General features: G+C 57.0%; 25 protein-coding genes. 12 read left to right on the forward strand and 13 right to left on the reverse strand.

Annotated elements, in window-relative coordinates; translation table 11 throughout:
• From AC2FLP_RS15815 to parC, 3 genes are all read right to left on the reverse strand, one after another.
• Positions 1-221: GTP-binding protein (locus AC2FLP_RS15815; RefSeq protein WP_496685012.1), on the reverse strand; the 221-nt coding region annotated here is incomplete at its 3' end.
• 115 nt (positions 222-336) lie between these two features.
• The gene (locus AC2FLP_RS15820; RefSeq protein ID WP_117869840.1) at positions 337-927 is read right to left on the reverse strand and encodes a hypothetical protein; all 591 of its coding nucleotides are present in this window, start codon (positions 925-927) and stop codon (positions 337-339) included.
• A 96-nt stretch (positions 928-1,023) separates the two neighbouring features.
• Positions 1,024-3,372 (reverse strand): DNA topoisomerase IV subunit A, encoded by a 2,349-nt coding sequence (gene parC, locus AC2FLP_RS15825; RefSeq protein ID WP_496685011.1) that lies wholly within the window; start codon positions 3,370-3,372, stop codon positions 1,024-1,026.
• Positions 3,373-3,575: 203 nt separating this feature from the next.
• Between parC and AC2FLP_RS15830 the strand changes: the two genes are divergently transcribed.
• The 6 genes from AC2FLP_RS15830 to AC2FLP_RS15855 all read left to right on the forward strand — a co-directional run bounded on the left by AC2FLP_RS15830 (position 3,576) and on the right by AC2FLP_RS15855 (position 7,836).
• The gene (locus AC2FLP_RS15830; RefSeq protein WP_496685009.1) at positions 3,576-4,205 is read left to right on the forward strand and encodes an SH3 domain-containing protein; all 630 of its coding nucleotides are present in this window, start codon (positions 3,576-3,578) and stop codon (positions 4,203-4,205) included.
• 69 nt (positions 4,206-4,274) lie between these two features.
• Entirely contained in the window at positions 4,275-5,102 is an 828-nt protein-coding gene (locus AC2FLP_RS15835) for an SDR family NAD(P)-dependent oxidoreductase (protein WP_496685008.1), read from the forward strand.
• Between the two features lie 77 nt (positions 5,103-5,179).
• On the forward strand, positions 5,180-5,383 hold the full coding sequence (locus AC2FLP_RS15840; protein ID WP_117869843.1) for a twin transmembrane helix small protein: 204 nt from the start codon (positions 5,180-5,182) through the stop codon (positions 5,381-5,383).
• Positions 5,384-5,956, forward strand: coding sequence for a cob(I)yrinic acid a,c-diamide adenosyltransferase (locus AC2FLP_RS15845; RefSeq protein WP_496685007.1), 573 nt, complete (start codon positions 5,384-5,386; stop codon positions 5,954-5,956).
• Positions 5,957-6,148: 192 nt separating this feature from the next.
• Entirely contained in the window at positions 6,149-6,907 is a 759-nt protein-coding gene (locus tag AC2FLP_RS15850; protein WP_117869845.1) for an electron transfer flavoprotein subunit beta/FixA family protein, read from the forward strand.
• Positions 6,907-7,836 carry an electron transfer flavoprotein subunit alpha/FixB family protein gene (locus tag AC2FLP_RS15855; protein WP_117869846.1) on the forward strand — a complete coding sequence of 310 codons (930 nt, stop codon included), beginning with the start codon at positions 6,907-6,909 and terminating at the stop codon, positions 7,834-7,836. The genes AC2FLP_RS15850 and AC2FLP_RS15855 overlap by 1 nt, the downstream gene beginning before the upstream one ends.
• 55 nt (positions 7,837-7,891) lie before the next feature.
• Here AC2FLP_RS15855 and AC2FLP_RS15860 read toward each other — a convergent pair whose 3' ends face one another.
• Positions 7,892-8,728 carry a DUF6473 family protein gene (locus AC2FLP_RS15860; protein ID WP_496710063.1) on the reverse strand — a complete coding sequence of 279 codons (837 nt, stop codon included), beginning with the start codon at positions 8,726-8,728 and terminating at the stop codon, positions 7,892-7,894.
• Between the two features lie 131 nt (positions 8,729-8,859).
• Here AC2FLP_RS15860 and AC2FLP_RS15865 point away from each other — a divergent pair, with 131 nt between their 5' ends.
• On the forward strand, positions 8,860-9,735 hold the full coding sequence (locus AC2FLP_RS15865; protein ID WP_299900565.1) for a 3-hydroxybutyryl-CoA dehydrogenase: 876 nt from the start codon (positions 8,860-8,862) through the stop codon (positions 9,733-9,735).
• A 73-nt stretch (positions 9,736-9,808) separates the two neighbouring features.
• Here AC2FLP_RS15865 and AC2FLP_RS15870 read toward each other — a convergent pair whose 3' ends face one another.
• From AC2FLP_RS15870 to AC2FLP_RS15905, 8 genes are read right to left on the reverse strand one after another with little or no spacing between them, the layout of a single operon-like run.
• On the reverse strand, positions 9,809-10,708 hold the full coding sequence (locus AC2FLP_RS15870; protein ID WP_496685004.1) for a lysophospholipid acyltransferase family protein: 900 nt from the start codon (positions 10,706-10,708) through the stop codon (positions 9,809-9,811).
• A gap of 39 nt (positions 10,709-10,747) precedes the next feature.
• Entirely contained in the window at positions 10,748-11,017 is a 270-nt protein-coding gene (locus AC2FLP_RS15875; protein ID WP_117869849.1) for an HPr family phosphocarrier protein, read from the reverse strand.
• Positions 11,018-11,033: 16 nt separating this feature from the next.
• Entirely contained in the window at positions 11,034-11,426 is a 393-nt protein-coding gene (locus tag AC2FLP_RS15880) for a PTS sugar transporter subunit IIA (RefSeq protein WP_117869850.1), read from the reverse strand.
• On the reverse strand, positions 11,423-12,304 hold the full coding sequence (gene rapZ, locus AC2FLP_RS15885; RefSeq protein ID WP_299900557.1) for an RNase adapter RapZ: 882 nt from the start codon (positions 12,302-12,304) through the stop codon (positions 11,423-11,425). The genes AC2FLP_RS15880 and rapZ overlap by 4 nt, the downstream gene beginning before the upstream one ends.
• Positions 12,301-12,771, reverse strand: coding sequence for an HPr kinase/phosphorylase (locus AC2FLP_RS15890; RefSeq protein ID WP_117869852.1), 471 nt, complete (start codon positions 12,769-12,771; stop codon positions 12,301-12,303). The genes rapZ and AC2FLP_RS15890 overlap by 4 nt, the downstream gene beginning before the upstream one ends.
• 4 nt (positions 12,772-12,775) lie before the next feature.
• Positions 12,776-14,467, reverse strand: a complete 1,692-nt coding sequence (locus tag AC2FLP_RS15895) for an ATP-binding protein (RefSeq protein ID WP_496685014.1) — start codon at positions 14,465-14,467, stop codon at positions 12,776-12,778.
• 59 nt (positions 14,468-14,526) lie between these two features.
• Positions 14,527-15,231 (reverse strand): response regulator transcription factor, encoded by a 705-nt coding sequence (locus AC2FLP_RS15900; RefSeq protein ID WP_117869853.1) that lies wholly within the window; start codon positions 15,229-15,231, stop codon positions 14,527-14,529.
• A gap of 21 nt (positions 15,232-15,252) precedes the next feature.
• Positions 15,253-15,519 (reverse strand): hypothetical protein, encoded by a 267-nt coding sequence (locus AC2FLP_RS15905; RefSeq protein ID WP_162896809.1) that lies wholly within the window; start codon positions 15,517-15,519, stop codon positions 15,253-15,255.
• Positions 15,520-15,574: 55 nt separating this feature from the next.
• On the opposite strand from AC2FLP_RS15905, the gene AC2FLP_RS15910 reads away from it, so the two are divergent.
• From AC2FLP_RS15910 to AC2FLP_RS15920, 3 genes are all read left to right on the forward strand, one after another.
• The gene (locus tag AC2FLP_RS15910; protein ID WP_117869854.1) at positions 15,575-17,173 is read left to right on the forward strand and encodes a phosphoenolpyruvate carboxykinase; all 1,599 of its coding nucleotides are present in this window, start codon (positions 15,575-15,577) and stop codon (positions 17,171-17,173) included.
• Positions 17,174-17,530: 357 nt separating this feature from the next.
• On the forward strand, positions 17,531-17,821 hold the full coding sequence (locus AC2FLP_RS15915) for a hypothetical protein (RefSeq protein ID WP_117869855.1): 291 nt from the start codon (positions 17,531-17,533) through the stop codon (positions 17,819-17,821).
• A 24-nt stretch (positions 17,822-17,845) separates the two neighbouring features.
• Entirely contained in the window at positions 17,846-18,400 is a 555-nt protein-coding gene (locus AC2FLP_RS15920) for a hypothetical protein (RefSeq protein ID WP_496675877.1), read from the forward strand.
• Positions 18,401-18,404: 4 nt separating this feature from the next.
• Here AC2FLP_RS15920 and AC2FLP_RS15925 read toward each other — a convergent pair whose 3' ends face one another.
• Positions 18,405-19,169, reverse strand: a complete 765-nt coding sequence (locus AC2FLP_RS15925; protein ID WP_496685001.1) for a sulfite exporter TauE/SafE family protein — start codon at positions 19,167-19,169, stop codon at positions 18,405-18,407.
• A gap of 144 nt (positions 19,170-19,313) precedes the next feature.
• Between AC2FLP_RS15925 and AC2FLP_RS15930 the strand changes: the two genes are divergently transcribed.
• Both AC2FLP_RS15930 and AC2FLP_RS15935 read left to right on the forward strand, forming a co-directional pair.
• Positions 19,314-21,005 (forward strand): acyl-CoA dehydrogenase family protein, encoded by a 1,692-nt coding sequence (locus tag AC2FLP_RS15930; RefSeq protein ID WP_496684999.1) that lies wholly within the window; start codon positions 19,314-19,316, stop codon positions 21,003-21,005.
• 160 nt (positions 21,006-21,165) lie between these two features.
• Positions 21,166-21,810, forward strand: a complete 645-nt coding sequence (locus tag AC2FLP_RS15935; RefSeq protein ID WP_496684997.1) for a hypothetical protein — start codon at positions 21,166-21,168, stop codon at positions 21,808-21,810.
• The last annotated feature ends 8 nt before the right edge of the window (positions 21,811-21,818 follow it).

A 21,818-nucleotide genomic window follows, 5' to 3' on the forward strand; every position in this document is an offset into this window, starting at 1 on the left:
TGCGCATAGTGACGCGTGTCGGTCTCGTATTCCACGTGGGCGGTCGAGATGGTGATGCCACGTGCTTTTTCTTCAGGCGCGCCGTCAATCTGGTCATACGCTTTGAAGTCACCGAAATACTTGGTGATTGCTGCGGTCAGCGTGGTCTTGCCGTGGTCAACGTGGCCAATCGTGCCGATGTTGACGTGCGGCTTATTACGCTCAAACTTTTCCTTTGCCATTCCTCAGGCGCCCTTTTGCGATTTGGGGGACCCTTGGTCCCGTGGTTACATCTGCGCGCGCGAGATATTTGGTTCAAAGCGGAAAATCAAGCACATCCTGAGGGAAATGCGCCGATCACGTTGGATTTTGCGTGACCTCGACAGATTCCAGCGGCTGGATCAGGTCTGGCCGTTTGTCAAACCAGCCGTTTTCTTCATGCTCTTCAGCAAGCCATTCCTCGACACGGTCGGCAACTTTTAGAGCCAGACCGCTCATCTGTTCTTCTTTGGTGCGCTCGTGCCCTGACCCTTTAAATGCACTTCCGCCGGTGGTGTCTTCCAGTACCTGAAATTGCTTCCCCTTGGCCAGAAACTCTTTCTTCTTCACGTCATAGACGTTGACCAGCACAATCGCAGTGCTTCTGGGATTGTAAATCACAGGTATTCCCGGCGGAGCCAGCATGTAGCCCTCCAGACTAATGCCGACGTCATATTCCTGCGAACCATCGTAACGCCCCAAACGAATATCAACAGCGTTCTGGATGGCTTTTGTCCATTCTTCAGGTGTGGCGTCCCGCGACACAGGTCCCTGGACGGCCTTGTCCGCAAAGGCATAGTTGACACGCAGTTTGAACTCGCCAAGGGATTCAGGTGGTTCATACACTTGTGTCTGTGTGCAGGCGGCCATCAGGGCCAGTCCGGTGATCAGCGTCAGAATGCGCAACATGTCTCGTCTCGATAGGCCTGTTTTTTGTTGATCTAGCGCACCGATACGGGTTGTGCCAAGCCGTATCGGCGGAAATTCACCTGCGCAGCAGCGCGATCACGAAAACTTATAGTCACGTGGGAAGCCATAGGGTGGTTTTTTCCCGACAGTGGCCCGTTTTGCCAGCCATTGCGTCATATCCGCCTCATGTCGGGTCTTGTCGCCGCCCATGGACCATTTCAGGCCCTCTTCCCAGTTGAAGGTCGTTACATCCGACAAACCGCCATCCAGCTCGAGCGTTCCCTGCCGACCTCGCGCCATATTGTACTTTTGCAAACGCACACCTTTTCCGCGCGTCATCTCGGGCAATTCCTCGGTTGGGAAAACCAGGAACTTGCCGTTTTGGGATATGACAGCCACGTGGTCGCCATCGACCGGCTTGCAGATCATTGCCGTTTCGCCGCCTTTGACGTTCAGCACCTGCTTGCCATTGCGGGTCTGAGCAAGAACATCGTCCTCGGGAACCATGAATCCGTTGCCCGCGTCCGAAGCCACCAAAAGCTTGCGGCCGGGCTTGTGGATCAGAATGTCGATGATCTGCACCTCGTTCGGCAGATCGACCATGAGACGCAAGGGCTCGCCCATGCCCCGCCCGCCGGGCAGGTTGGCAGCACTAACGGTGTAGAACCGCCCGTTCGAGGCAAACACCAGCAGCCGGTCCGTCGTTTCCGCGTGGAAGATGAACCTCGGACCGTCGCCATCCTTGAACTTAAGTTCGCGCTTCAGATCGATATGGCCCGTCATCGCGCGAATCCACCCCATCTGAGAACAGACCACGGTGATCGGTTCCTTGTCGATCATCGCTTCAAGCGGCACTTCTTCGACCTGCCCGGCCTCAGCGAACCGGGTCCGACGCGCTCCACCTTCGTAGTCTTTGCCGAAGGTCTTTTTGGTTTCTTTCAACTGCTCGGCGATCTTGGCCCATTGCAGTCCTTCGTCGGCCAGCAGGTCCTCAAGGTTGGCACGCTCCAGCATTAACTCGTCACGTTCGCGGACCAGCTCCATCTCTTCCAGACGACGCAAGCTGCGAAGGCGCATGTTCAGGATGGCGTCGACCTGAACCTCAGACAGTTCACCCTCACCCGGCTTGGGCGTGACATAATCTGACTCGTCGGTGGCGCGGACATGGGTAATGCCCCAATCCTCGCGCACCAGCGCTGCCTTGGGGTCGTCGTCGTAACGGATAATGTCGATCACACGGTCGAGGTTCAGGAAAGCAACGATAAAGCCCTCCAGCACCTCCAGACGATGATCAATCTTCGCCATACGGTGGCGGGACCGACGCAGAAGCACCTCTTGCCGGTGATCGAGGAAGGCGCGCAGCACTTCCTTCATCGAGCAGACTTTCGGCGTCACCCCGTCGATCAGCACGTTCATGTTCAGGCTGAACCGCACCTCAAGGTCCGAATTGCGATAGAGCATACCCATCAACACCTCGGGGTCGACGTTCTTGGAACGCGGCTCGAGGATCAGGCGGATGTCATCCGCGGATTCATCCCGCACATCGGCGAGGATCGGGATTTTCTTAGTCTGGATCAGTTCCGCGATCTTTTCGATCAGCTTGGACTTCTGAACCTGATAGGGGATCTCAGTGACGACGATCTGCCACTGACCGCGGCCCAGATCTTCGACCTCAAACTTGCAGCGCAACCGGAACGACCCGCGCCCTGTGCGATAAGCCTGCGCGATATTCTCCGGTGGCTCGACGATTACCCCACCGGTCGGAAAGTCTGGGCCCGGCACGTAATTCAGCAACGTATCATCGCGCGCGTCTGGCGTCTTGATCAGATGCAGACATGCATCACAAAGTTCCGAAATATTGTGCGGCGGGATATTTGTCGCCATTCCAACGGCGATGCCGCTTGCACCATTGGCCAGCAGGTTCGGAAACTGAGCGGGCAGCACCACCGGCTCGGTCAGTGTCCCATCGTAATTGTCGCGGAAGTCGACGGCATCTTCGTTCAGACCCTCAAGCAGCGCTTCAGCGACGATGGTCATCCGCGCCTCGGTGTATCGCGAGGCCGCCGGGTTGTCGCCGTCGATGTTGCCGAAGTTCCCCTGCCCGTCTACCAGCGGGTACCGGACGTTGAAGTCCTGCGCCAAACGCGCCATCGCGTCGTAAATGGCGGCGTCACCGTGCGGGTGATAATTGCCCATCACGTCGCCGGAAATCTTGGCGGACTTCCGAAAGCCTCCGGTTGCACTGAGTCGCAGTTCTCTCATCGCATAGAGGATTCGCCGATGTACCGGCTTCAATCCGTCCCGCGCATCCGGCAGGGCGCGGTGCATGATGGTGGACAGCGCATAGGTCAGGTAACGCTCGCCTATCGCGCGGCGCAGCGGCTCCGCCACCTCACCCCCGTTGTCGGGGGCCTCCATGTTGGGGTCGTCGATCGTATCGTTCATATATGATGTGATACGACGCAAGGACGTCTTGGTAAAGCAAGCAACGCGTATTTTACTGGGGACAAGTCGCGCTTTTTGCAACAGGGGGAGGCAAGTCAGTGTTTTCCCCGAATTTTCGACTCAAGCTCACTATTATGCTACCATTCCAACAATTGAATAATTGCTGCCTTTTTTGTTGTTACGATTGACCTGGGGGATGCGCCATGACGCGCCTTGTACTTGTTACTTTCGCCGCACTCGGCTGGACCTTTTACGTTATGAGCGGAGGTCCCGACTTTGAGCCGCGCGGGGTCCGCACAGCGGAACCGGAACGCGTTGCCACTGCGCCAAGACCTGTCAAACCAGCCGTCGAACCAGCACCTGCCGAAACGTTGGTCGTTCGTGCTGCAGTAGAACCGTCAGTATCGGCCCCCCCGATCACTAAAACTGTCGCCGAGCTGGATGAAGCAGAAACAAAAGCGTTGTTGTCTCAGGTTGCGGCTGGCTTGAAGGCGAACCCCACGCTGTTCGCTGACGAAAACGTCACCCTGACCCTGGCATCACTGGAGCAAGGTTTGGCCTCCTTGGAACAGGTGACTACCGACGCCGAATTGCCAACGGTTGAACTGCCCGCCCCTGTTGAGGTCACCAAGGATATCCGCGAAATTTCAGGAACCCGCGTAAACCTGCGCGATGGGCCGGGGACGATCTATCCGATCATCGGCAAGGCCAGGATTGGCCAGCAGGTTGAGGTCTTTGGAGATTCAGGCAGCGGCTGGTTGCGCCTGCGCGTGTTACCCGGGCAACAGGTTGGGTGGATTTCGGCATCACTCGTCCGGAAAACAACGAACTGACATCGAAGCGTCATTGCCCTGCCGCAAACCCCGCCATAGCTATGGGCGGGGATCAGGTTCGGAAGGCACATGCAGAAATCGATTCTAATTACAGGATGCTCGTCAGGCATCGGTCTGGACGCGGCACACGGAATGCGTGCGCGCGGCTGGCGCGTTTTTGCATCCTGCCGCCAGCAACGCGACTGTGATCGCCTGCGTGCGCAGGGGTTCGAAAGTCCCAGAATCGACTACACCGATACAGACATCATCACGTCGGGTTTGTCTTATGTTCTTGAGGCTACAGGCGGCTCGCTGGATGCCCTGTTCAACAATGGCGCACATGGCCTGCCCGGCGCGGTTGAGGATGTTCCAACAGATGGTCTGCGCCATATTTTTGAGACCAATGTCTTTGGCTGGCACGAGCTGACCCGACAGGTAATTCCCGTCATGCGGGAACAAGGTCATGGCCGGATTGTGCAATGTTCCTCGGTTCTGGGTCTTGTCGCCTTCCCGTGGCGCGGCGCGTATGTCGCCACGAAATACGCGATCGAAGGGCTGACCGACACGCTTAGGCTGGAGCTGCGGGATACCGACATCCACGTCGCCCTGATCGAGCCCGGCCCCATCACCTCAAAACTCCGGGAAAAGGCGATCCCAATGTTCGAGAAATACATCGACTGGGAAAACTCGGCCATTCGGGAAAAGTATGAGGGCTCACTACTGAAGCGTCTTTACGAAAGCAGTGGGCCAGACCGGTTTGAATTGCCCGCCTCTGCCGTCACGGACAAGCTGGCCCACGCGATCGAGGCGCGACGCCCAAAACCGCGTTATTACGTGACCACCCCGACATATGTCGCGGGGTTCCTGCGCCGAATCCTGCCCACAAAAGCCACTGATCGCATCCTTTCGGATATCTGAGACGATATTTCCCGTTCGCTTTTCGACGCTCTGACGCTAGATGGGTGATAATCGAAAAAACCGGACGGTGACTTCATATGGACCTTCTGATGGTCATTCTGCTTCTGGCTATGGCGGCGGTTGTCGTCGTTTTGGCTCTGGGCATCGCGAATTTCGGCAAAGGCGGCATGGAAGCGGCCAAGAAGAGCAACAAGATGATGCGCCTGCGCATTCTCTTTCAGTTCATCGCCGTGTTGCTGATCGTGCTTTTCGTGTATCTGCGCGGACAGGGAGTTCAATAAATGGTCGTACTCAACAAAATCTACACGCGCACTGGCGATGAGGGAAAAACCGCTCTGGGCAATGGCGAGCGTGTAGCAAAATACTCGGGCCGCGTCGCAGCCTACGGCACAGTGGACGAACTGAACGCTTTTGTCGGCGTGGCACGGACTGAATCCGAAGGCGATGTCGAGATCGCGCTGTCGCGCATTCAGAATGACCTGTTCGATCTGGGGGCAGACCTCTGCCGACCTGACATGGAGAAAGATGCAGAGGCCGATTACCCGCCTCTGCGCATCGTGTCCGCCCAAATCGACCGGCTGGAAGCCGAGATCGACGTAATGAACGAGACGCTGGAACCTTTGCGCAGCTTCATCCTGCCCGGTGGCTCGCGTCTGGCTGCACATCTGCATGTGTGCCGCACCGTTTCGCGCCGGGCCGAACGGCTTGCGGTCGAACTGACGAATATGGAGCCCGTCAACGACGTGGCGGTCAAATACCTCAACCGTCTCAGCGACTGGTTCTTTGTTGCTGCCCGTTGCGCAAACGCAAACGGTAAAGACGACGTATTGTGGGTTCCGGGCGCGAACCGCTGATCGCGAAATGCAGAGGTCGCGGGTAGTATTCTTTCGCCTCTCTGCAAAAAAATTGCAAAACGCGACGTCCCGACGCCATGACGTGACGATTTTGCTCTGTTGTGCCACTGCGGCAAGCGCTATCTAGTCGGGCGAGAGCATTGGTGGAGTCGCCTTCGCGGCTTACCGTTTTTTTGAGGAGAAAGCGCTACAATGAAGGTACTGGTGCCTGTCAAACGCGTGATTGACTACAATGTGAAGGTCCGCGTGAAAGCGGACGGTAGCGGTGTTGATCTCGCCAATGTCAAAATGTCGATGAACCCGTTCGACGAAATTGCAGTCGAAGAGGCGATCCGCCTGAAAGAAGCTGGCAAGGCTGACGAAGTCGTTGCTGTTTCGATCGGCGTGAAGCAGGCGCAGGAAACCCTGCGCACCGCGCTGGCCATGGGTGCGGACCGCGCAATCCTGGTTGTGGCGGCTGACGATGTACACACAGATATCGAGCCTCTGGCCGTTGCCAAGATCCTTGCCAAAGTGGTCGAGGAAGAGCAGCCGGGCATTGTTCTGGCGGGCAAGCAGGCGATCGACAATGATATGAACGCCACCGGCCAGATGCTGTCGGCCTTGCTGGGCTGGTCACAGGGCACCTTCGCGTCCGAGTTGGACATCGAAGGCGACACCGCCAAGATCACCCGCGAGGTGGATGGCGGTCTGCAGACCATCAGTGTCAAGATGCCTACCATCGTGACCGTTGACCTGCGCCTGAACGAGCCGCGCTATGCTTCGCTGCCGAACATCATGAAGGCGAAGAAAAAGCCGCTGGACGAGAAAACCGCCGCCGATTACGGCGTCGACGTCACTCCGCGTCTGGAAGTCGTCAAAACCGAAGAGCCGCCGGCACGTGCCGCTGGTATCATCGTTGGCTCGGTTGACGAGCTGGTCGAGAAACTCAAAGAAGTGGGGGCTGTGTAATGGCTGTACTTCTGCTTGCCGAAGTGAACAACGGCGAACTGGCGATGGATGCGACCGCAAAGGCCGTAACCGCCGCGAAAGTGCTGGGTGACGTTACCGTTCTGGCCGCAGGCGGGTCTGCCGCTGCTGCCGGTGAGGCCGCCGCCAAGATCGACGGTGTGTCCAAGGTTCTGGTCGCCGAAGATGCGTCGCTGGGCCACCGCCTTGCGGAATCCACCGCTGCGCTGATCGTAGGTCTGGCGGATGGCTACGAGCACATCGTGGCGCCAGCAACCACCGACGCCAAGAACGTGATGCCTCGCGTTGCTGCTTTGCTTGACGTGATGGTGATCTCGGATGCATCCGGCGTTGTTGATGGCTCGACCTTCGAGCGCCCGATCTACGCGGGCAACGCGATCCAGACCGTCAAGTCGAACGACGCCAAGAAAGTCGTAACGATCCGAACCGCCAGCTTTGACGCTGCCAGTGAAGGGGGATCGGCCGCGGTTGAGACCGTGTCGGTTGGCGACAACCCCGGCCTGTCCGAATGGGTTGAGGACAAGGTGGCCGAAAGCGACCGCCCTGAACTGACCTCGGCCAGCGTTGTTGTTTCGGGCGGACGCGGTGTCGGCTCGGAAGAAGACTTCAAACTGATCGAGGGGCTGGCTGACAAGCTGGGCGCTGCGGTTGGTGCGTCGCGTGCAGCGGTTGACTCGGGCTATGCTCCGAATGACTGGCAAGTGGGTCAGACCGGTAAGGTTGTTGCCCCTGATCTGTATGTCGCCGTCGGTATTTCGGGCGCAATTCAGCACCTGGCCGGCATGAAGGACTCCAAGGTCATCGTTGCGATCAACAAAGACGAAGAAGCCCCGATCTTCCAGGTCGCTGACTTTGGTCTTGTCGCCGACTTGTTCCAGGCCGTGCCGGAACTGACCGAGAAACTCGGCTAAAGCCAAGCGCAAACAGCATAAACCAAACAAGGCTCGCCAACAGGCGGGCCCTTTTTCAGTTCAGGTCCCTCAAGGCAACCAGCAGTTTTTCGGCAATCTCTCGATGCGCGGAGGGGCCGATCATGTGTTCCGCAATCGGCTGCCGCAGCGTCCCGGACAAAACATCTTCGAGAGCATCTGATCGAGCGGATACAGGTACCGAAACCTCTACAACATCAGCACATAGGGGTTGCAGTTGTTGGATCATTGCGGCGTCAGGAACAATAGGGTCAATATGCGATCCGGCTTGCCGCTGCACATGCAACCAGAGCAGAACAACACTGGGTTCGATCCGGCCGATTAATTCTCCTGTGGTTCGTATCCAGGCCTCTCGCAACTCCTGCACCACGACTTCGAATCGCGCGTCCTTTGGGGCGCTTAACCGCTCCAGCAAATGGCGCACGAAATGGATTTCAGTGAAGTCAACGTCGGGGTATAGCTCCAGCAAGTCTGAGGTGGGTTCAAGGAACCGATCATTGCGGCGCGGATGCACGCGGTAAAACCGATTTGATTGGCGCAGAAGATCCGGCACCTGCAACACGCACAGGCCTGACTGATTGACCAGTTTCAGTACCCCCGGATCAGTGGACAACGCTTCGACCCCGCAAAACAGGCTGCCGAAGTTCACGCACGGTTTTCCCAATCGCGTCTCCAGCACTGCCGGAAACGGGCAATCAACAAATCTGCCGAAAGTTTCCTCTCCTCCCAGGCAAGCCACAAATGGCTTGTCCAGCGCGCCGGGCGGACCCCGGAACCAAAGTTTCGAATCCGCATATTGACAGGCGGACTCCCCGCCGCTGTTTGTCTGATGAAAGCTCATATCAAGCCCCCCCGTTATCTCACCCGCTGCCATCTTGCGGCCACAGATATTGAGATTTTCCTAATGCGCGCATTTGAAGCAAAATTGACCGCCTCGATCCTCTTGCCGCCTGCCCCGGTCTGCCGATACTGTCGCGGTATCCTCCAGGGCAAAGGCAGCTGAACATGGAAGTTAAATCGGTCGGGGTGATTGGCGCGGGTCAGATGGGTAACGGCATCGCCCATGTTATGGCTTTGGCGGGCTACGACGTCTTGTTGAACGATGTCAGTCAGGATGCTCTGGACAGCGCCATTTCCATAATCGAAGGCAACTTGGCGCGGCAGGCGTCGCGGGGCAAGATTACGGACGACGCGATGCAGACTGCCCTTAACCGGATCACGACCACGCTGGAACTGCCGCGACTGGGTCAAACAGATCTGGTTATCGAGGCGGCAACCGAGCGGGAAGCTATCAAGCAAGCGATTTTCGATGACCTGCAACCGCACCTGCTGCCGCATACGATTCTGACGTCAAATACATCCTCGATTTCCATCACGCGCCTGGCAAGCCGCACGGATCGACCCGAACGGTTCATGGGTTTTCATTTCATGAACCCTGTCCCTGTTATGCAATTGGTGGAATTGATCCGCGGCATCGCCACGGATGAAGAAACCTTCAACGCGTGCAAAGCGGTGGTGGATCGGTTGGGCAAAACGGCGGCAAGCGCCGAAGACTTTCCGGCCTTCATCGTGAACCGGATCCTGATGCCTATGATCAACGAGGCGGTTTACACACTCTATGAAGGCGTGGGGAACGTTCAATCCATCGATCAGTCAATGAAACTTGGAGCGAATCATCCCATGGGCCCGCTGGAGTTGGCGGATTTCATCGGGCTGGACACCTGCCTGGCGATCATGAACGTGCTGCATGACGGGTTGGCCGACACCAAATATCGTCCTTGTCCTCTGCTGACGAAATATGTCGAGGCCGGGTGGCTGGGTCGTAAGACCGAGCGCGGCTTTTATGATTACCGAGGCGAAGTTCCGGTACCGACGCGTTGAGGGGGCCAGCCCCCTCGCCCGGACTTTGCCCGGGCTCACCCCCGGGATATTTTTAGCCAGATGAAGACGCGGATCAGGTTTGTTCCGACTTGCCCAGAGACATGGTGTGATTTCTGAGCCAGGCCATGAAACCGCGCGGATCGCGCTCCAGCAGCTCCAGATCGCGGTCCGAAATCGCTTCGCCGATGACCGGCGACTGGGGTTTATTGCAGGATCGGACGATCTCATGCAGCAACAGTCCCTGCCGGAGAATTGCAGAGACGCGGTTGGCAATCTGGTACCAGCGCGAATTACTGCCCGGAAAGAAAATTGGCACCACGCGCGCGCCCGAACGGCGGATCATCTTGGCGGTGAACACGTTCCATTCCCGCTCGATCGCAGGCCCGAACCAATCATCCGAGGACATCACAACACCGGATGGGAACAGCGCCACAACGCCACCGTTTTTGAGATGTTCCATAGCTTTGCCGCGCATTTCCAACATCTTGGCCTGCGCCTCGGGATCATGTGGAAACGGAACCGGAATCATGAATGATGTGGCCGCTTCGTCCAGCCCTGTCAGAACCGAACGGGTCAGGATGCGGTAATCGCTGCGTACCTGGCCGATCAGCTCGGCGAGAATCATGCCATCGACCATCCCATGCGGGTGATTGGCGACGACGACGACCGGGCCGGTTTTGGGAATGCGGTCAATCTGTTCCTGCGGTGTGGTCAGGTCGATTCCCATAGTCTTGAGGGCACCGCCCCAGAACCGCTGGCCGCGATAGTATTCGTTCTTTTTTTCGAACTTGTTGACCATACGCAAAATGGTCAGCTTGCCTGTGCACCACTCGATGGCCCGAATGGCCGTCGAAGTCCAGGCATCGTCAAATGAGTTTGCATAGGTCAGAGTTCTACGGTCGTAGATCTCACCCTGATCTGTGGCCCCATCCACCACCGGGCTTGTCTTGGTCTCGTGCGTTGTTTCCGCCAATTCCTGGTCTTCCCGTTCTTCATGTCCCGGCGGGGCGGCTTAAAACCCCTCTCCGAACTTGTCATTCACAAGCGTTTCCAGAGCTTCTGCCAATGCCTCAGCATCCGGCCCGGACGTCTCGACGTCAATAGTTGTTCCGCGCGATGCTGCCAACATCAAAAGGCCCATGATACTATCGCCTGATGCAGAAAGTCCGTCTTTTGACACCTCAGCATGCGCATCGAACCCCTCCACAACCTCAACCAGCTTTGCCGAGGCCCGTGCGTGAAGGCCCTTTTCATTGATTATTTTCAGGCTTCGGTTAGTCATATTCAATAATCCGCTTTTAATCCAATGTCACATTCTGCGCATTGATGTACTTCCGTCCAGCCTCCATTGCCTGGCGGACGGCATCACCAATGGGCAAGTGGCGGCTTTTGGCCAATTTGATTAGCATCGGCAGGTTTGCCCCATACAGAATACGCCGGTCCTGAGGAGCGCAGGCACGCAGACTGAGATTCGAGGGGCTGCCTCCAAAGAGGTCGGTGACGACTACAACACCATTGCCGGTGTCCACTTCGTCCGCGGCACGGCAGATTTCGGCCTGTTTTTCGTCCCGGTCGTGGTCAGCCTCAATCGCGACCGCCACGAGGCTGGCCTGCGGTCCGACCACATGTTGCGTGGCGGCCAGGTATTCCTGAGCCAACCCCCCATGTGCAACGATCACAATTCCGATCAATCTGACCTCACATTCAACGACCGACGTTCCATCTCGCGATGTCTAATTGCCACCTGCTGACCGTCTTCCGCAAGGGCCTTTGCAACGGCTTCTGCCAGGGCAACCGATCTGTGTTGGCCACCGGTACACCCGAATGCCACGGAAAGATGCGCTTTTCCCTCGGCCCGAAAGGCAGGCAACAGCAGGGTCAGCAAGCCCAGCACACCTTCAAAAAACGGTAAATAGTTTGCGTCTGACTGCACATAGTGCGCAACGTCAGGGTGTCGACCATCCGCTGCCCTGAATTCCGGGCGCCAATAGGGATTTGCGAGAAACCTACAATCGAACACCATGTCCAATCCGCGCGGCAGTCCACGTTTATAGGAAAAGGATTCGATGGAAACCGCCAGATGCCGCCGGCCTTGTGGTGCGAACCAATTCTCGACCTCTTCCCGCAGCTGATGCACGTTCAGAAGGCTGGTGTCGATCAGCGTGTCCGCGATCTCACGTATCGGTGTCAGCAGCTCTTTTTCGCGCTCAACACCGGTTTCCGGGCTGGCATTCTTGGCGACGGGATGCCGCCTTCGGGTTTCTGAAAATCGGCGCACCAGAACATCATCGCTGCAATCCAGATACAGAACCGTCAGATCGACCTGCGCCAACCGACCCAGTGTTTCGGCCAGTTCTATGAAGCCGATCGTTGAGAAATCGCGATTGCGTGCATCTATACCCAGCGCCATCGGACGGTCGCTGTCCGCGCTGTCAAGCAAGCGCAGCAAAAGTCCCATCGGCAGGTTGTCGATGGCCTCAAAGCCCAGATCTTCCAACACATGAATGGCAGTGGATCTTCCTGCCCCGGAGGGACCCGTGACAAGTACGATTCGCCTTTGCGATGTCATTTGTTCGGCCATTCGGGGTTTACACGCCCATTTCCCAGGAGTTGCATCAACGCTGCAGCCAAGTTGGGCACCCCCGCGCCCCGAAGCAAGGGAACAGTTTGCCTCAGCACGGAAATCATCAAAGGATCGGGTAGACGCTGAGGCTCATGCTGGTCCAGATCCACGACGTAATCCAACGGAACCGGGCCTGTGGGATCGGCTGCGAGCAGGCCAAACTGACGCGCCTCGATCAAACCGCGTATCTGTGGCACGGCGGATGCAAACACCCGATGATGCTGCATCTCCAAATTGACGCGGTCATCCGCAACCAAATCCGCACCATACGCCATCATTTGTAAAGCCAGACCGGACTTCCCTGTACCGGACAAACCGATGATCAAAAGCCCGCGTCCGGCAAGCGAAACGCAGGAGGCATGTACACAGGCCCTGTCCTGACCTTTGGCGTGTGACAGTGTATCAACGTGCATGGATTTAAACGGGCAGCCCTACAACAAAGCGGGCACCCAGCGGATCCGACGTGATGTCGGCCTCGGTCGGGCGGATGTTTTCCGCCCAGATCACGCCGCCGTGGGCTTCGACAATCTGCTTCGAGATCGCCAGCCCCAGGCCCGAGTTATTGCCAAAATGTTCCGCCGGACGCTGCGAGTAGAATCGCTTGAACACTTTGGTGAGCGCCTGTTCGGGAATTCCTGGGCCGGTGTCTTCGACAACGACCAACACACGGTTGTCTCGCTGTCTGACCCAGACGCGAATGGCGTCATTTTCCTCGCAGAAGGAAATCGCGTTGGTGATCAGGTTGACAAAGACCTGCGCAAGTCGCGCTTCCAGCCCGTTGATCACAATTGGTTCGGAGGGCAGATCCGTAATGTAGTCGATGCCCTTGGATCGGGCATCTTCGCCCAGATACTGGCCGAGATTGCCCAGCAGCTTGAGCAGGTCAAAGGGTTGCTCTTCTTCCTTGACGAGTTCCGCATCCAGACGCGACGCATTCGATATGTCACTGACCAGCCGGTCCAGCCGCCGAACATCATGTTCAATCACATTCAGCAGTTTGTCGCGCTGATCCTCGCGTTTGATCATCCGCAGTGTGCCCACGGCGGATTGCAGGCTGGCCAGCGGGTTTTTGATTTCATGGGCGACATCAGCAGCAAACTGTTCGTTTGCGTCGATCCGGTTGTACAGCGCGGTTACCATACCACGCAAAGCGCGGCTGAGACGCCCTATTTCATCTGGACGACCACTGAGGTCCGGAATACGGATGCGCCCGGGGTTGACGCCCGTACCGCGGTCCTTGCCCATTTCGGCGGCCGATGCCAGGTCAGCCAGCGGATTGGCAATGGTCGAGGCCAGTACAAGACTGAGGCCCACAGAAACCAACAGCGCCACCACGAACATCTGAAGAATGCGCTCCTGCTCACGGCGGGCAAGCGCATCGATTTCACCCGCAGGACCAGTAATGGCAACCGCTCCGGCGGGAACATCCGCATAAAGGATCGGTGCGGCAGCCACGATAACCGTCTCACCCGCGCTGTCCTGTACCGCCTGCACCTGGCTGTGACCGGCAATCGCTTGCGGAATAATGGTCTGAACACGCTGCGCCAACGTCGGTGCCTCGGTTTCAGTTGACCAATTGAGCAGATTCGACAAACCCATCCAGACAGCATTCAGCGTGTCGCTGATCACCGTGCTGCCGGTCTGAATCTCGGCCTCGGATTGCAGAAGAACCGGCATATCTGAGGCTTGCGGGGCACCACGTGTCCAGCCGATTAACGTGCCGCTGGCGTCATATACAAAAACCTCGCCCCCTTCGGGCAGGGTGAGGCCAGACAAGGTATCCTTGACGTCTAGGTTCCCGGCATTCTGCCCGGATTGCTGTGCGCCCTGACGCAGCTGGGTTTCAAACACGTTGCTGACTAGCAGCGCATCGCCCAGCAGATTGCGGGCAGTCTGCTGAACCTTCTCTTTTCGTGAGTCGTCCAGATACAGCAACCCAGTGACCAGAATCACAAGAGCGATCAGGTTGAAAGTGATGATTTTGCGCGCCAGAGGTGAACCACGCAGAGAAAACAGGTTCCTCCGGGATCGCTTTTCCCTCAGCTCCGCTGACTCGGGGTCCTGGGGAATGACCCAGTCATCCCCTAGAACGACGTCACCGTCGCGCATTTCGCTGGCTTGTTCGGTGTCGCGCACGAGACCCCATTACCTCTTGCAGGCGGCCGCGCCTATTCTTCGTTGTACCGGTAACCGATACCATACAAGGTTTCGATCGCCGAGAACTCGGAATCAGCCGCGCGCATTTTTTTCCGCAGGCGCTTGATGTGGCTGTCGATCGTGCGGTCATCCACATAGACCTGATCGTCATAGGCGACATCCATCAACTGGTCGCGGCTTTTGACAAAACCCGGACGTTGGGCCAACGCCTGAAGCAGCAGGAATTCAGTCACGGTCAGGGACACATCATTCCCTTTCCAGCTGACCGCATGGCGCAACGGATCCATTCTCAGGTCGCCGCGTTCCATGACTTTAGTATCATTGCTGTTGGTTGCAACCGCGTCGCCGCTTGTTGCCTCTTGGCGGCGCAGCAAAGCCCGAATGCGTTCGACCAGCAAACGCTGCGAAAAAGGCTTCTTTACATAGTCATCCGCACCCATGCGCAGGCCCAGAACCTCGTCGATCTCATCGTCCTTCGAGGTCAGAAAGATCACCGGCATCTGCGTCTTCTGACGCAGCCGTTGCAGCAGATCCATGCCGTCCATTCGCGGCATCTTAATATCCAGAACAGCCATGTCCGGCAGTTTCTTGTTGAACGCATCCAACGCGGCCTGGCCATCATTATAAGTTTCAACCTCGAAACCTTCGGCTTCGAGGGTCATGGATACAGACGTCAGTATGTTTCTGTCGTCATCCACAAGTGCAATCTTTGACATCGGGCTCACCCCTATTCCTGCTCACTCGCGCAATAATTCGCTTATTTGTAAGGCATTGTTGGCGGTTTTAAGACGCCGAATCAATCCGTAACTGCGAATCATGCCTTTGTTGCGGCAGGTCTGCGGCAAATTTGCCTTGATGCCCGCAAAAATCTGCCCGCTTTTCCGACATTGAATTTCTGATGGCGCTAAACTCGGGCTTGGTTGCGCTAACTGCGTCAAACCCGCCTGTTCATGCCCTGAATGACCGTGATAAGACGCGCTCAGCCGCCGGTTTTCCCGGCTCACTGCCCCAAAGGCGCAACGGCCAACGACCTTCGCGCCGCCACAGGAGAAGACACACATGACATCTGGACGGGTTAACCCGCAATTCCGCCTCGAAGATCAGGGCATCGAGGGTCTGGGCAATGTCTATTATAACTTCATGGAACCGGCGCTGATCGAAGAGGCGCTGAAGCGCGGCGAAGGCACACTTGGCAATGGTGGTGCGTTTCTGGTTACCACAGGTAAATTCACAGGCCGGTCGCCCAAGGACAAACACGTTGTCAAGACCGCCAGCGTTGCCGACACCATCTGGTGGGAAAACAACGCCGAAATGAGTCCCGAGGGCTTTGACGCGCTGTACAATGATATGCTGGCCCATATGAAAGGCCGTGACTATTTTGTGCAGGATTTGGTTGGTGGTGCTGATCCGGCTTACGCGATCAATGTTCGTATGGTCACTGAACTGGCGTGGCATAACTTGTTCATCCGACACCTGCTGCGTCGCCCGGACCGCGAGGATCTGGATGAGTTCACTGCCGACTTCACGGTCATCAACTGCCCCAGCTTTCAGGCCGACCCGGCAAAGCACGGCTGCCGCAGCGAGACCGTGATTGCAATGAATTTCGACCGCAAGCTGATCCTGATCGGCGGCACCGAATATGCCGGTGAAAACAAGAAATCGGTTTTCACCCTGCTGAACTACATGCTGCCCGAAAAAGGTGTGATGCCGATGCACTGCTCGGCCAACCATGCCGTTGGCAACCCGGTCGACACCGCCGTGTTCTTCGGCCTGTCCGGCACCGGCAAGACAACCCTTTCCGCCGATCCTTCGCGCATACTGATCGGGGATGACGAGCACGGCTGGTCGGATCGCGGCACCTTCAACTTCGAAGGCGGATGCTATGCCAAGACCATCAACCTGAATGCAGAGGCAGAGCCGGAAATCTACGCGACCACCTCGAAATTCGGTACGGTGATCGAAAACATGGTCTTCGACCCCGAAACCAAGGAACTGGATTTCGACGACGACTCACTGACTGCGAACATGCGCTGCGCCTATCCGCTCGAATATATCTCGAACGCGTCCAAAAGCGCACTGGGTGGTCACCCGAAGAACATCATCATGCTGACCTGCGATGCATTTGGCGTTCTGCCCCCGATCGCGCGGCTGACGCCAGCACAGGCAATGTATCACTTCCTGTCGGGTTTCACGTCAAAAGTGGCCGGTACAGAACGTGGCATCACCGAGCCGCAGCCGACTTTCTCGACCTGCTTTGGCGCACCGTTCATGCCACGTCGCCCAGAGGAATACGGCAACCTGTTGCGGGACAAGATCGCTCAACACGGCGCGACCTGCTGGCTGGTCAACACCGGCTGGACCGGAGGCGCCTATGGAGTAGGCAGCCGGATGCCGATCCACGCAACCCGCGCTTTGTTGACCGCCGCTCTGGAAGGCTCGCTGCGCGACGCCGAGTTCCGCAAGGATGCCAATTTCGGCTTTGACGTTCCGGTCTCTGTCCCGGGCGTCGCCGAAGTTCTGCTTGACCCGCGCCGCACTTGGGACGATCAGGCCGCGTTCGACAAACAGGCCGAGAAACTGGTTCAGATGTTTGCCGAGAACTTCGAGCAGTATCTGCCCTTCATTGACGACGACATCAAAGCCGTCGCAATCGGATAAATTGGGAAAGGGGCTGAAAAGCCCCTTTTGCCTTACGCCTGCCGCACTTCTCCCTAAGGTTGTTTGTGGTAATAAGCACATACAATTGCGTTGTTTCAAAATGCAATTTGCGCTAGCTCTGATAGTCGCTTTGACGAAAAAACCCGGCACTTTTGCGCCGGGCACTGGCTGAAAATTAATTGGGGATCACTCATGTGCGCACACTCACAACGCGGGATTGAGCAACCTAATCAGCCAACTAGTCTAAGTAAATGGGGATGAGTGTCAATACGAGACTTTCTGAAATGCGCGTCATTCAGAAAGACTCAAATGGTCGCAATTAGGCGACAAACGGCACAGAAAACTGTAGGTAAAATTATGACTGAGATCTCGAAACTCACCGAACTGCGCAAATTGATGCAAAGCATGGAGCGCACGTTAGGCCTGGAGAATCTATCTCCGGTTGAGCGCGACATCTACTATGCCGCCGAAGAGCTTTCCAAGCCCGATCGGGAAGTACGCACGTTCGGTTTGATTGAGCACACGTTGGTTCAGAGCGTTTCGCGCCCGACTTTCTTCCGCGCGCTGAAATCGCTGGTCGAAAAAGGCTATCTTTCTCAAAGCGGCAGCGCCAACCGAGGACGGTACATCGTTCATGCGCCCAGATGAAGCGATCCACGAGCGCAAGGAGCCGTGATCACTTTGCGCGCGTGGGCTACTGAAACGCTTCTGGCCTCTCTGGCCTATGTGCTGGCGTCGATCCTTACCTTCGCCGTTCTTATGCCGTTGCAGAACGTGTTTTTCCCGGAATATCCAAGCCGGGCGAGCCTGTTGTTTCTGCCGCATGGTGTACGGGTTCTGACGGCGTGGCTGTTGGGGTGGCGCGCCATTTTCGCATTGTTGCCTGGCGTGTTCATCGTTTTCGCCTATTTGGGTGGAACGGACGTATTCCTGCCCAGCCGCCTGATGGCCATCGCGATTGCAGTTCTGACTGTCCCGGCGGTTTTTTATCTTCTCAAAGCAATCGGATGGAACCTGTTTCCCCGCCCAGACCGCAAACCCTGCTGGATATGTGTGATGGGCGTCGGCGTCATCACGTCCTTCCTTGTCTCCGGGTTGACCAATTTGGCTTTTGGCAGTGCGACGGTCGAATACATCGCTTTCCTGATCGGCGATATATCGGGCTTGTTCTTCCTGATGCTGGGTCTGTATTTTGCCTTCAGGTTTGCCGACAAGCGACGGGTTTAAGGTGTCACCCCATCAGGCCCCGCCGCAGTAAATTCAAGCCGGCCACCAGCAAGACAAACAGTGTGACCTTGCGGAAACTGGCCTGATCAAAATGGTCCTGCAGCTTGATGCCCACCCACATCCCCGCCAAAGCAGGAAGAACCAAGGTCGCGGAAAATGGGATCGTCTCCGCGCGAACAATACCGGACATCTGATGGGCAATTAGCAAAAGCACCGCGCCCAGCCCATAAATGACACCTTGTATTCGAATCTGTTCCTTCTTGGGTGTATTCAAAGCCGTAAGATAGGCAACCGTCGGCGGACCCCATACTCCCGACATGCCGCCGACGAAACCCGCAATGCCTCCGATCACGGCCTCAATACCCTGTGACGGGCGGCTCAGAGTCAAACGGGCGCCCAGTAATTGAAACAGAACGAACACAGATACGAATGCACCGATGAGGATCAGAAAAACAGAATTCGGGACCAGTGCGACAAGCTGCGCACTCAGCACCAGTAAGAGGCCGCCAACAACAAGAAATACCCGGAACCGAAGGATTGCAGAATAGGCTGCGCTGGCCCCACCCCGAAGTGCCTGAAGCCCATTGGTTACAAGTGTCGGCAAAATCAGACCCGCCAACGTCAGATCCGGCGGCAAAAAGGAATTAAGTCCTGACACAAACACCATGGGCATGGCAAAGCCAACTATACCCTTGATCCACCCTGCGGCAAAAGCGACGGCCATGGCCAACAGCAGTTCCTGCGGCGAGAGAATGGAAAACAGGTTCATTCCCCCTAGATATCATCTGGATATTCTTCTGCATTGCAAAAATGATGGGGTAATATTTGAACTTTTTTACATCATAATTGGTATTTTTGTTGCGCTGCACGTGCAGCATGATATGACCAGACGACCGAGGAAAGGACGCGATTCATGGCCCACGACGGACAGGATATGACCGAGATGACAACTGCTGCAGTTTTGCCCGATCTTCTGAATATGACCCGGGCTGCCGTACCCGCGGTAGAAGCCGTTTTTGAAAAGGCCCGTGAATCCGTGCGCCGCATGGTCTCGGCAGATGGCCGTATCTCTGGCGCTCTGATCGAAGCAAACCAGACCGCCGCACATGGTCTGGCCTGGCTGGCCACGTACAATCAGTCGCTGCAACAGATGCAGCGCTGGGCCGAAGCACTTCAGGCCGAAGGCAAGTTCGGCGAAGTCGAGCAGTTGCTTCACCAGATAGCTTTTGGCGAGTACCTGCATCAGGTCGCAGGTGGCATCCCGATGAACCAGGGCGAAGTCGTGCGCCTTCAGGATATGGGTCTCGGTTGGGATGCGTTGTCGGGCTTTCAGTCGTCCGAAGTACAGACCTTGATGTCGCAGGCAAATTCACAAGCCGCACGCAGCCGTTTGGTCGAGCTGATGCAGGATCAGGCCGGTGCCACCATGTTCGGCGCGTCGGGCCTGGACGAAGAACTTGAAATGATCCGCGACCAGTTCCGCCGCTATGCGCAGGAAAAGGTCGAACCGTATGCCCATGAATGGCACCTCAAGGATGAGCTGATCCCGCTGGAAATCATCGAAGAGCTGGCGGAAATGGGCGTTTTCGGGCTGACCATCCCGGAGGAGTTTGGCGGTTTCGGCCTGTCCAAAGCCTCGATGTGCGTTGTGTCCGAAGAACTGTCGCGTGGCTACATTGGCGTTGGCTCACTGGGCACCCGTTCGGAAATCGCAGCCGAATTGATTATCGCCGGCGGCACAGACGAGCAAAAGGCCAACTGGCTGCCGAAACTGGCCAGCGCCGAAATTCTGCCGACCGCTGTCTTCACTGAACCCAACACCGGCTCGGATCTTGGCAGCCTGCGCACCCGTGCCGTGAAGGACGAGAACGGTGATTACAGGATCGCCGGCAATAAGACCTGGATCACCCACGCCGCGCGCACCCATGTCATGACCCTGCTGGCGCGGACCGATCCCGACAGCACCGATCACCGCGGCCTGTCCATGTTCCTGGCCGAAAAAACACCGGGCACGGACGAGAACCCCTTCCCCACTCCCGGCATGACCGGTGGTGAGATCGAGGTTCTGGGCTATCGCGGCATGAAGGAATACGAGCTGGGCTTTGACGGCTTCCACATCAAGGGTGAAAACCTGCTGGGGGGTGAAGAAGGCAAGGGTTTCAAACAGCTGATGGAAACCTTTGAAAGCGCCCGCATCCAGACTGCCGCTCGCGCTATCGGCGTGGCGCAAAGCGCGCTGGATATCGCCATGCAATATGCGATCGACCGCAAGCAGTTCGGCAAATCGCTGATCAACTTCCCGCGTGTCTCGGGCAAGCTGGCAATAATGGCGGTCGAGATCATGATTGCGCGCCAACTGACCTATTTCAGCGCGTGGGAGAAAGACCACGGCCAGCGCTGTGATCTTGAGGCCGGCATGGCCAAGCTGCTAGGCGCCCGGGTGGCCTGGGCAGCAGCCGATAACGGGCTTCAAATCCACGGCGGCAATGGCTTTGCGCTGGAATACAAGATCAGCCGCGTTCTGTGTGACGCGCGCATTCTCAACATTTTCGAAGGGGCTGCCGAGATTCAGGCACAGGTCATAGCACGACGTCTGCTCGGGTGACCGGAACCGGCACCCCGTTTCCCCAACTGACCCGGCCTTTGCGCCGGGTCTTTTTCTTTACGGTGGGGTTTGTACGCACTCTGTCCTTGGAACCTTCCGTTTTGTACAGGCCCACATCGACGCCCTTCAGCGCCTCTACAACGACACGTGTGACTGGCACGTGTCCAAACTTCCCCCTTTGATCCCGGCACTTTCACCGTTACAGCGTCAGCTGGACCTGACTCAACCCGATCAGCATTTGGTACTTTGCATGACCCGATCCTTCTTCGTCCTTTGCGCCACTCTGACGACCCTCTTTCTTGTGGGCTGCACCACCCCTGCGCCAACGGCCAGTCAAAGTGATATCGAGACGCTTGCGCAGTCGATCCAAAGGCTTGGGCCGGATGTCGATCCGGTTGAAGCCCAGAAGGCGGCAACCATCGCCTACACCTATTCGCAGCAATTGGCGCGGGACTGGAATGTCACCGACCCGGCCATCGTCCACAACGCCAAGGTCATTAACGGGTTCCGTGAAAAAGGGTTGTGCAATGACTGGGCCGAAGCCATGACCAAGCGGCTGCGGCAGGAAAACTTCCGGACACTGGACCTGAATTGGGCCACTTCTCCGCCGACATCCTTTCGAATTATCCACCATTCGGCGTCTATCAGCGCCAAGGGGGATTCGATGTATGACGGCATCATCCTTGATCCCTGGCGCAACAGTGGCGCATTGTTCTGGGCGCCGGTGCGCGAGGATACGCGCTATAACTGGAAACCCAGGCAGGAAGTGCGCGAGCAACTGCTGAACGGGTCCCTCCCCTACTGACCGTGGTT

The organism is Ruegeria sp. CDSA141 (genome assembly GCF_059612005.1).

Excerpts from the sequence above, each read along its gene's own strand:
- AC2FLP_RS15820 (WP_117869840.1), bottom strand. The coding sequence starts at position 927 with ATGTTGCGCATTCTGACGCTGATCACCGGACTGGCCCTGATGGCCGCC.
- parC (WP_496685011.1), bottom strand. The coding sequence starts at position 3,372 with ATGAACGATACGATCGACGACCCCAACATGGAGGCCCCCGACAACGGG.
- AC2FLP_RS15830 (WP_496685009.1), top strand. The coding sequence starts at position 3,576 with ATGACGCGCCTTGTACTTGTTACTTTCGCCGCACTCGGCTGGACCTTT.
- AC2FLP_RS15835 (WP_496685008.1), top strand. The coding sequence starts at position 4,275 with ATGCAGAAATCGATTCTAATTACAGGATGCTCGTCAGGCATCGGTCTG.
- AC2FLP_RS15840 (WP_117869843.1), top strand. The coding sequence starts at position 5,180 with ATGGACCTTCTGATGGTCATTCTGCTTCTGGCTATGGCGGCGGTTGTC.
- AC2FLP_RS15845 (WP_496685007.1), top strand. The coding sequence starts at position 5,384 with ATGGTCGTACTCAACAAAATCTACACGCGCACTGGCGATGAGGGAAAA.
- AC2FLP_RS15850 (WP_117869845.1), top strand. The coding sequence starts at position 6,149 with ATGAAGGTACTGGTGCCTGTCAAACGCGTGATTGACTACAATGTGAAG.
- AC2FLP_RS15855 (WP_117869846.1), top strand. The coding sequence starts at position 6,907 with ATGGCTGTACTTCTGCTTGCCGAAGTGAACAACGGCGAACTGGCGATG.
- AC2FLP_RS15860 (WP_496710063.1), bottom strand. The coding sequence starts at position 8,728 with ATGGCAGCGGGTGAGATAACGGGGGGGCTTGATATGAGCTTTCATCAG.
- AC2FLP_RS15865 (WP_299900565.1), top strand. The coding sequence starts at position 8,860 with ATGGAAGTTAAATCGGTCGGGGTGATTGGCGCGGGTCAGATGGGTAAC.
- AC2FLP_RS15875 (WP_117869849.1), bottom strand. The coding sequence starts at position 11,017 with ATGACTAACCGAAGCCTGAAAATAATCAATGAAAAGGGCCTTCACGCA.
- rapZ (WP_299900557.1), bottom strand. The coding sequence starts at position 12,304 with ATGACATCGCAAAGGCGAATCGTACTTGTCACGGGTCCCTCCGGGGCA.
- AC2FLP_RS15890 (WP_117869852.1), bottom strand. The coding sequence starts at position 12,771 with ATGCACGTTGATACACTGTCACACGCCAAAGGTCAGGACAGGGCCTGT.
- AC2FLP_RS15895 (WP_496685014.1), bottom strand. The coding sequence starts at position 14,467 with ATGCGCGACGGTGACGTCGTTCTAGGGGATGACTGGGTCATTCCCCAG.
- AC2FLP_RS15900 (WP_117869853.1), bottom strand. The coding sequence starts at position 15,231 with ATGTCAAAGATTGCACTTGTGGATGACGACAGAAACATACTGACGTCT.
- AC2FLP_RS15910 (WP_117869854.1), top strand. The coding sequence starts at position 15,575 with ATGACATCTGGACGGGTTAACCCGCAATTCCGCCTCGAAGATCAGGGC.
- AC2FLP_RS15915 (WP_117869855.1), top strand. The coding sequence starts at position 17,531 with ATGACTGAGATCTCGAAACTCACCGAACTGCGCAAATTGATGCAAAGC.
- AC2FLP_RS15925 (WP_496685001.1), bottom strand. The coding sequence starts at position 19,169 with ATGAACCTGTTTTCCATTCTCTCGCCGCAGGAACTGCTGTTGGCCATG.
- AC2FLP_RS15930 (WP_496684999.1), top strand. The coding sequence starts at position 19,314 with ATGGCCCACGACGGACAGGATATGACCGAGATGACAACTGCTGCAGTT.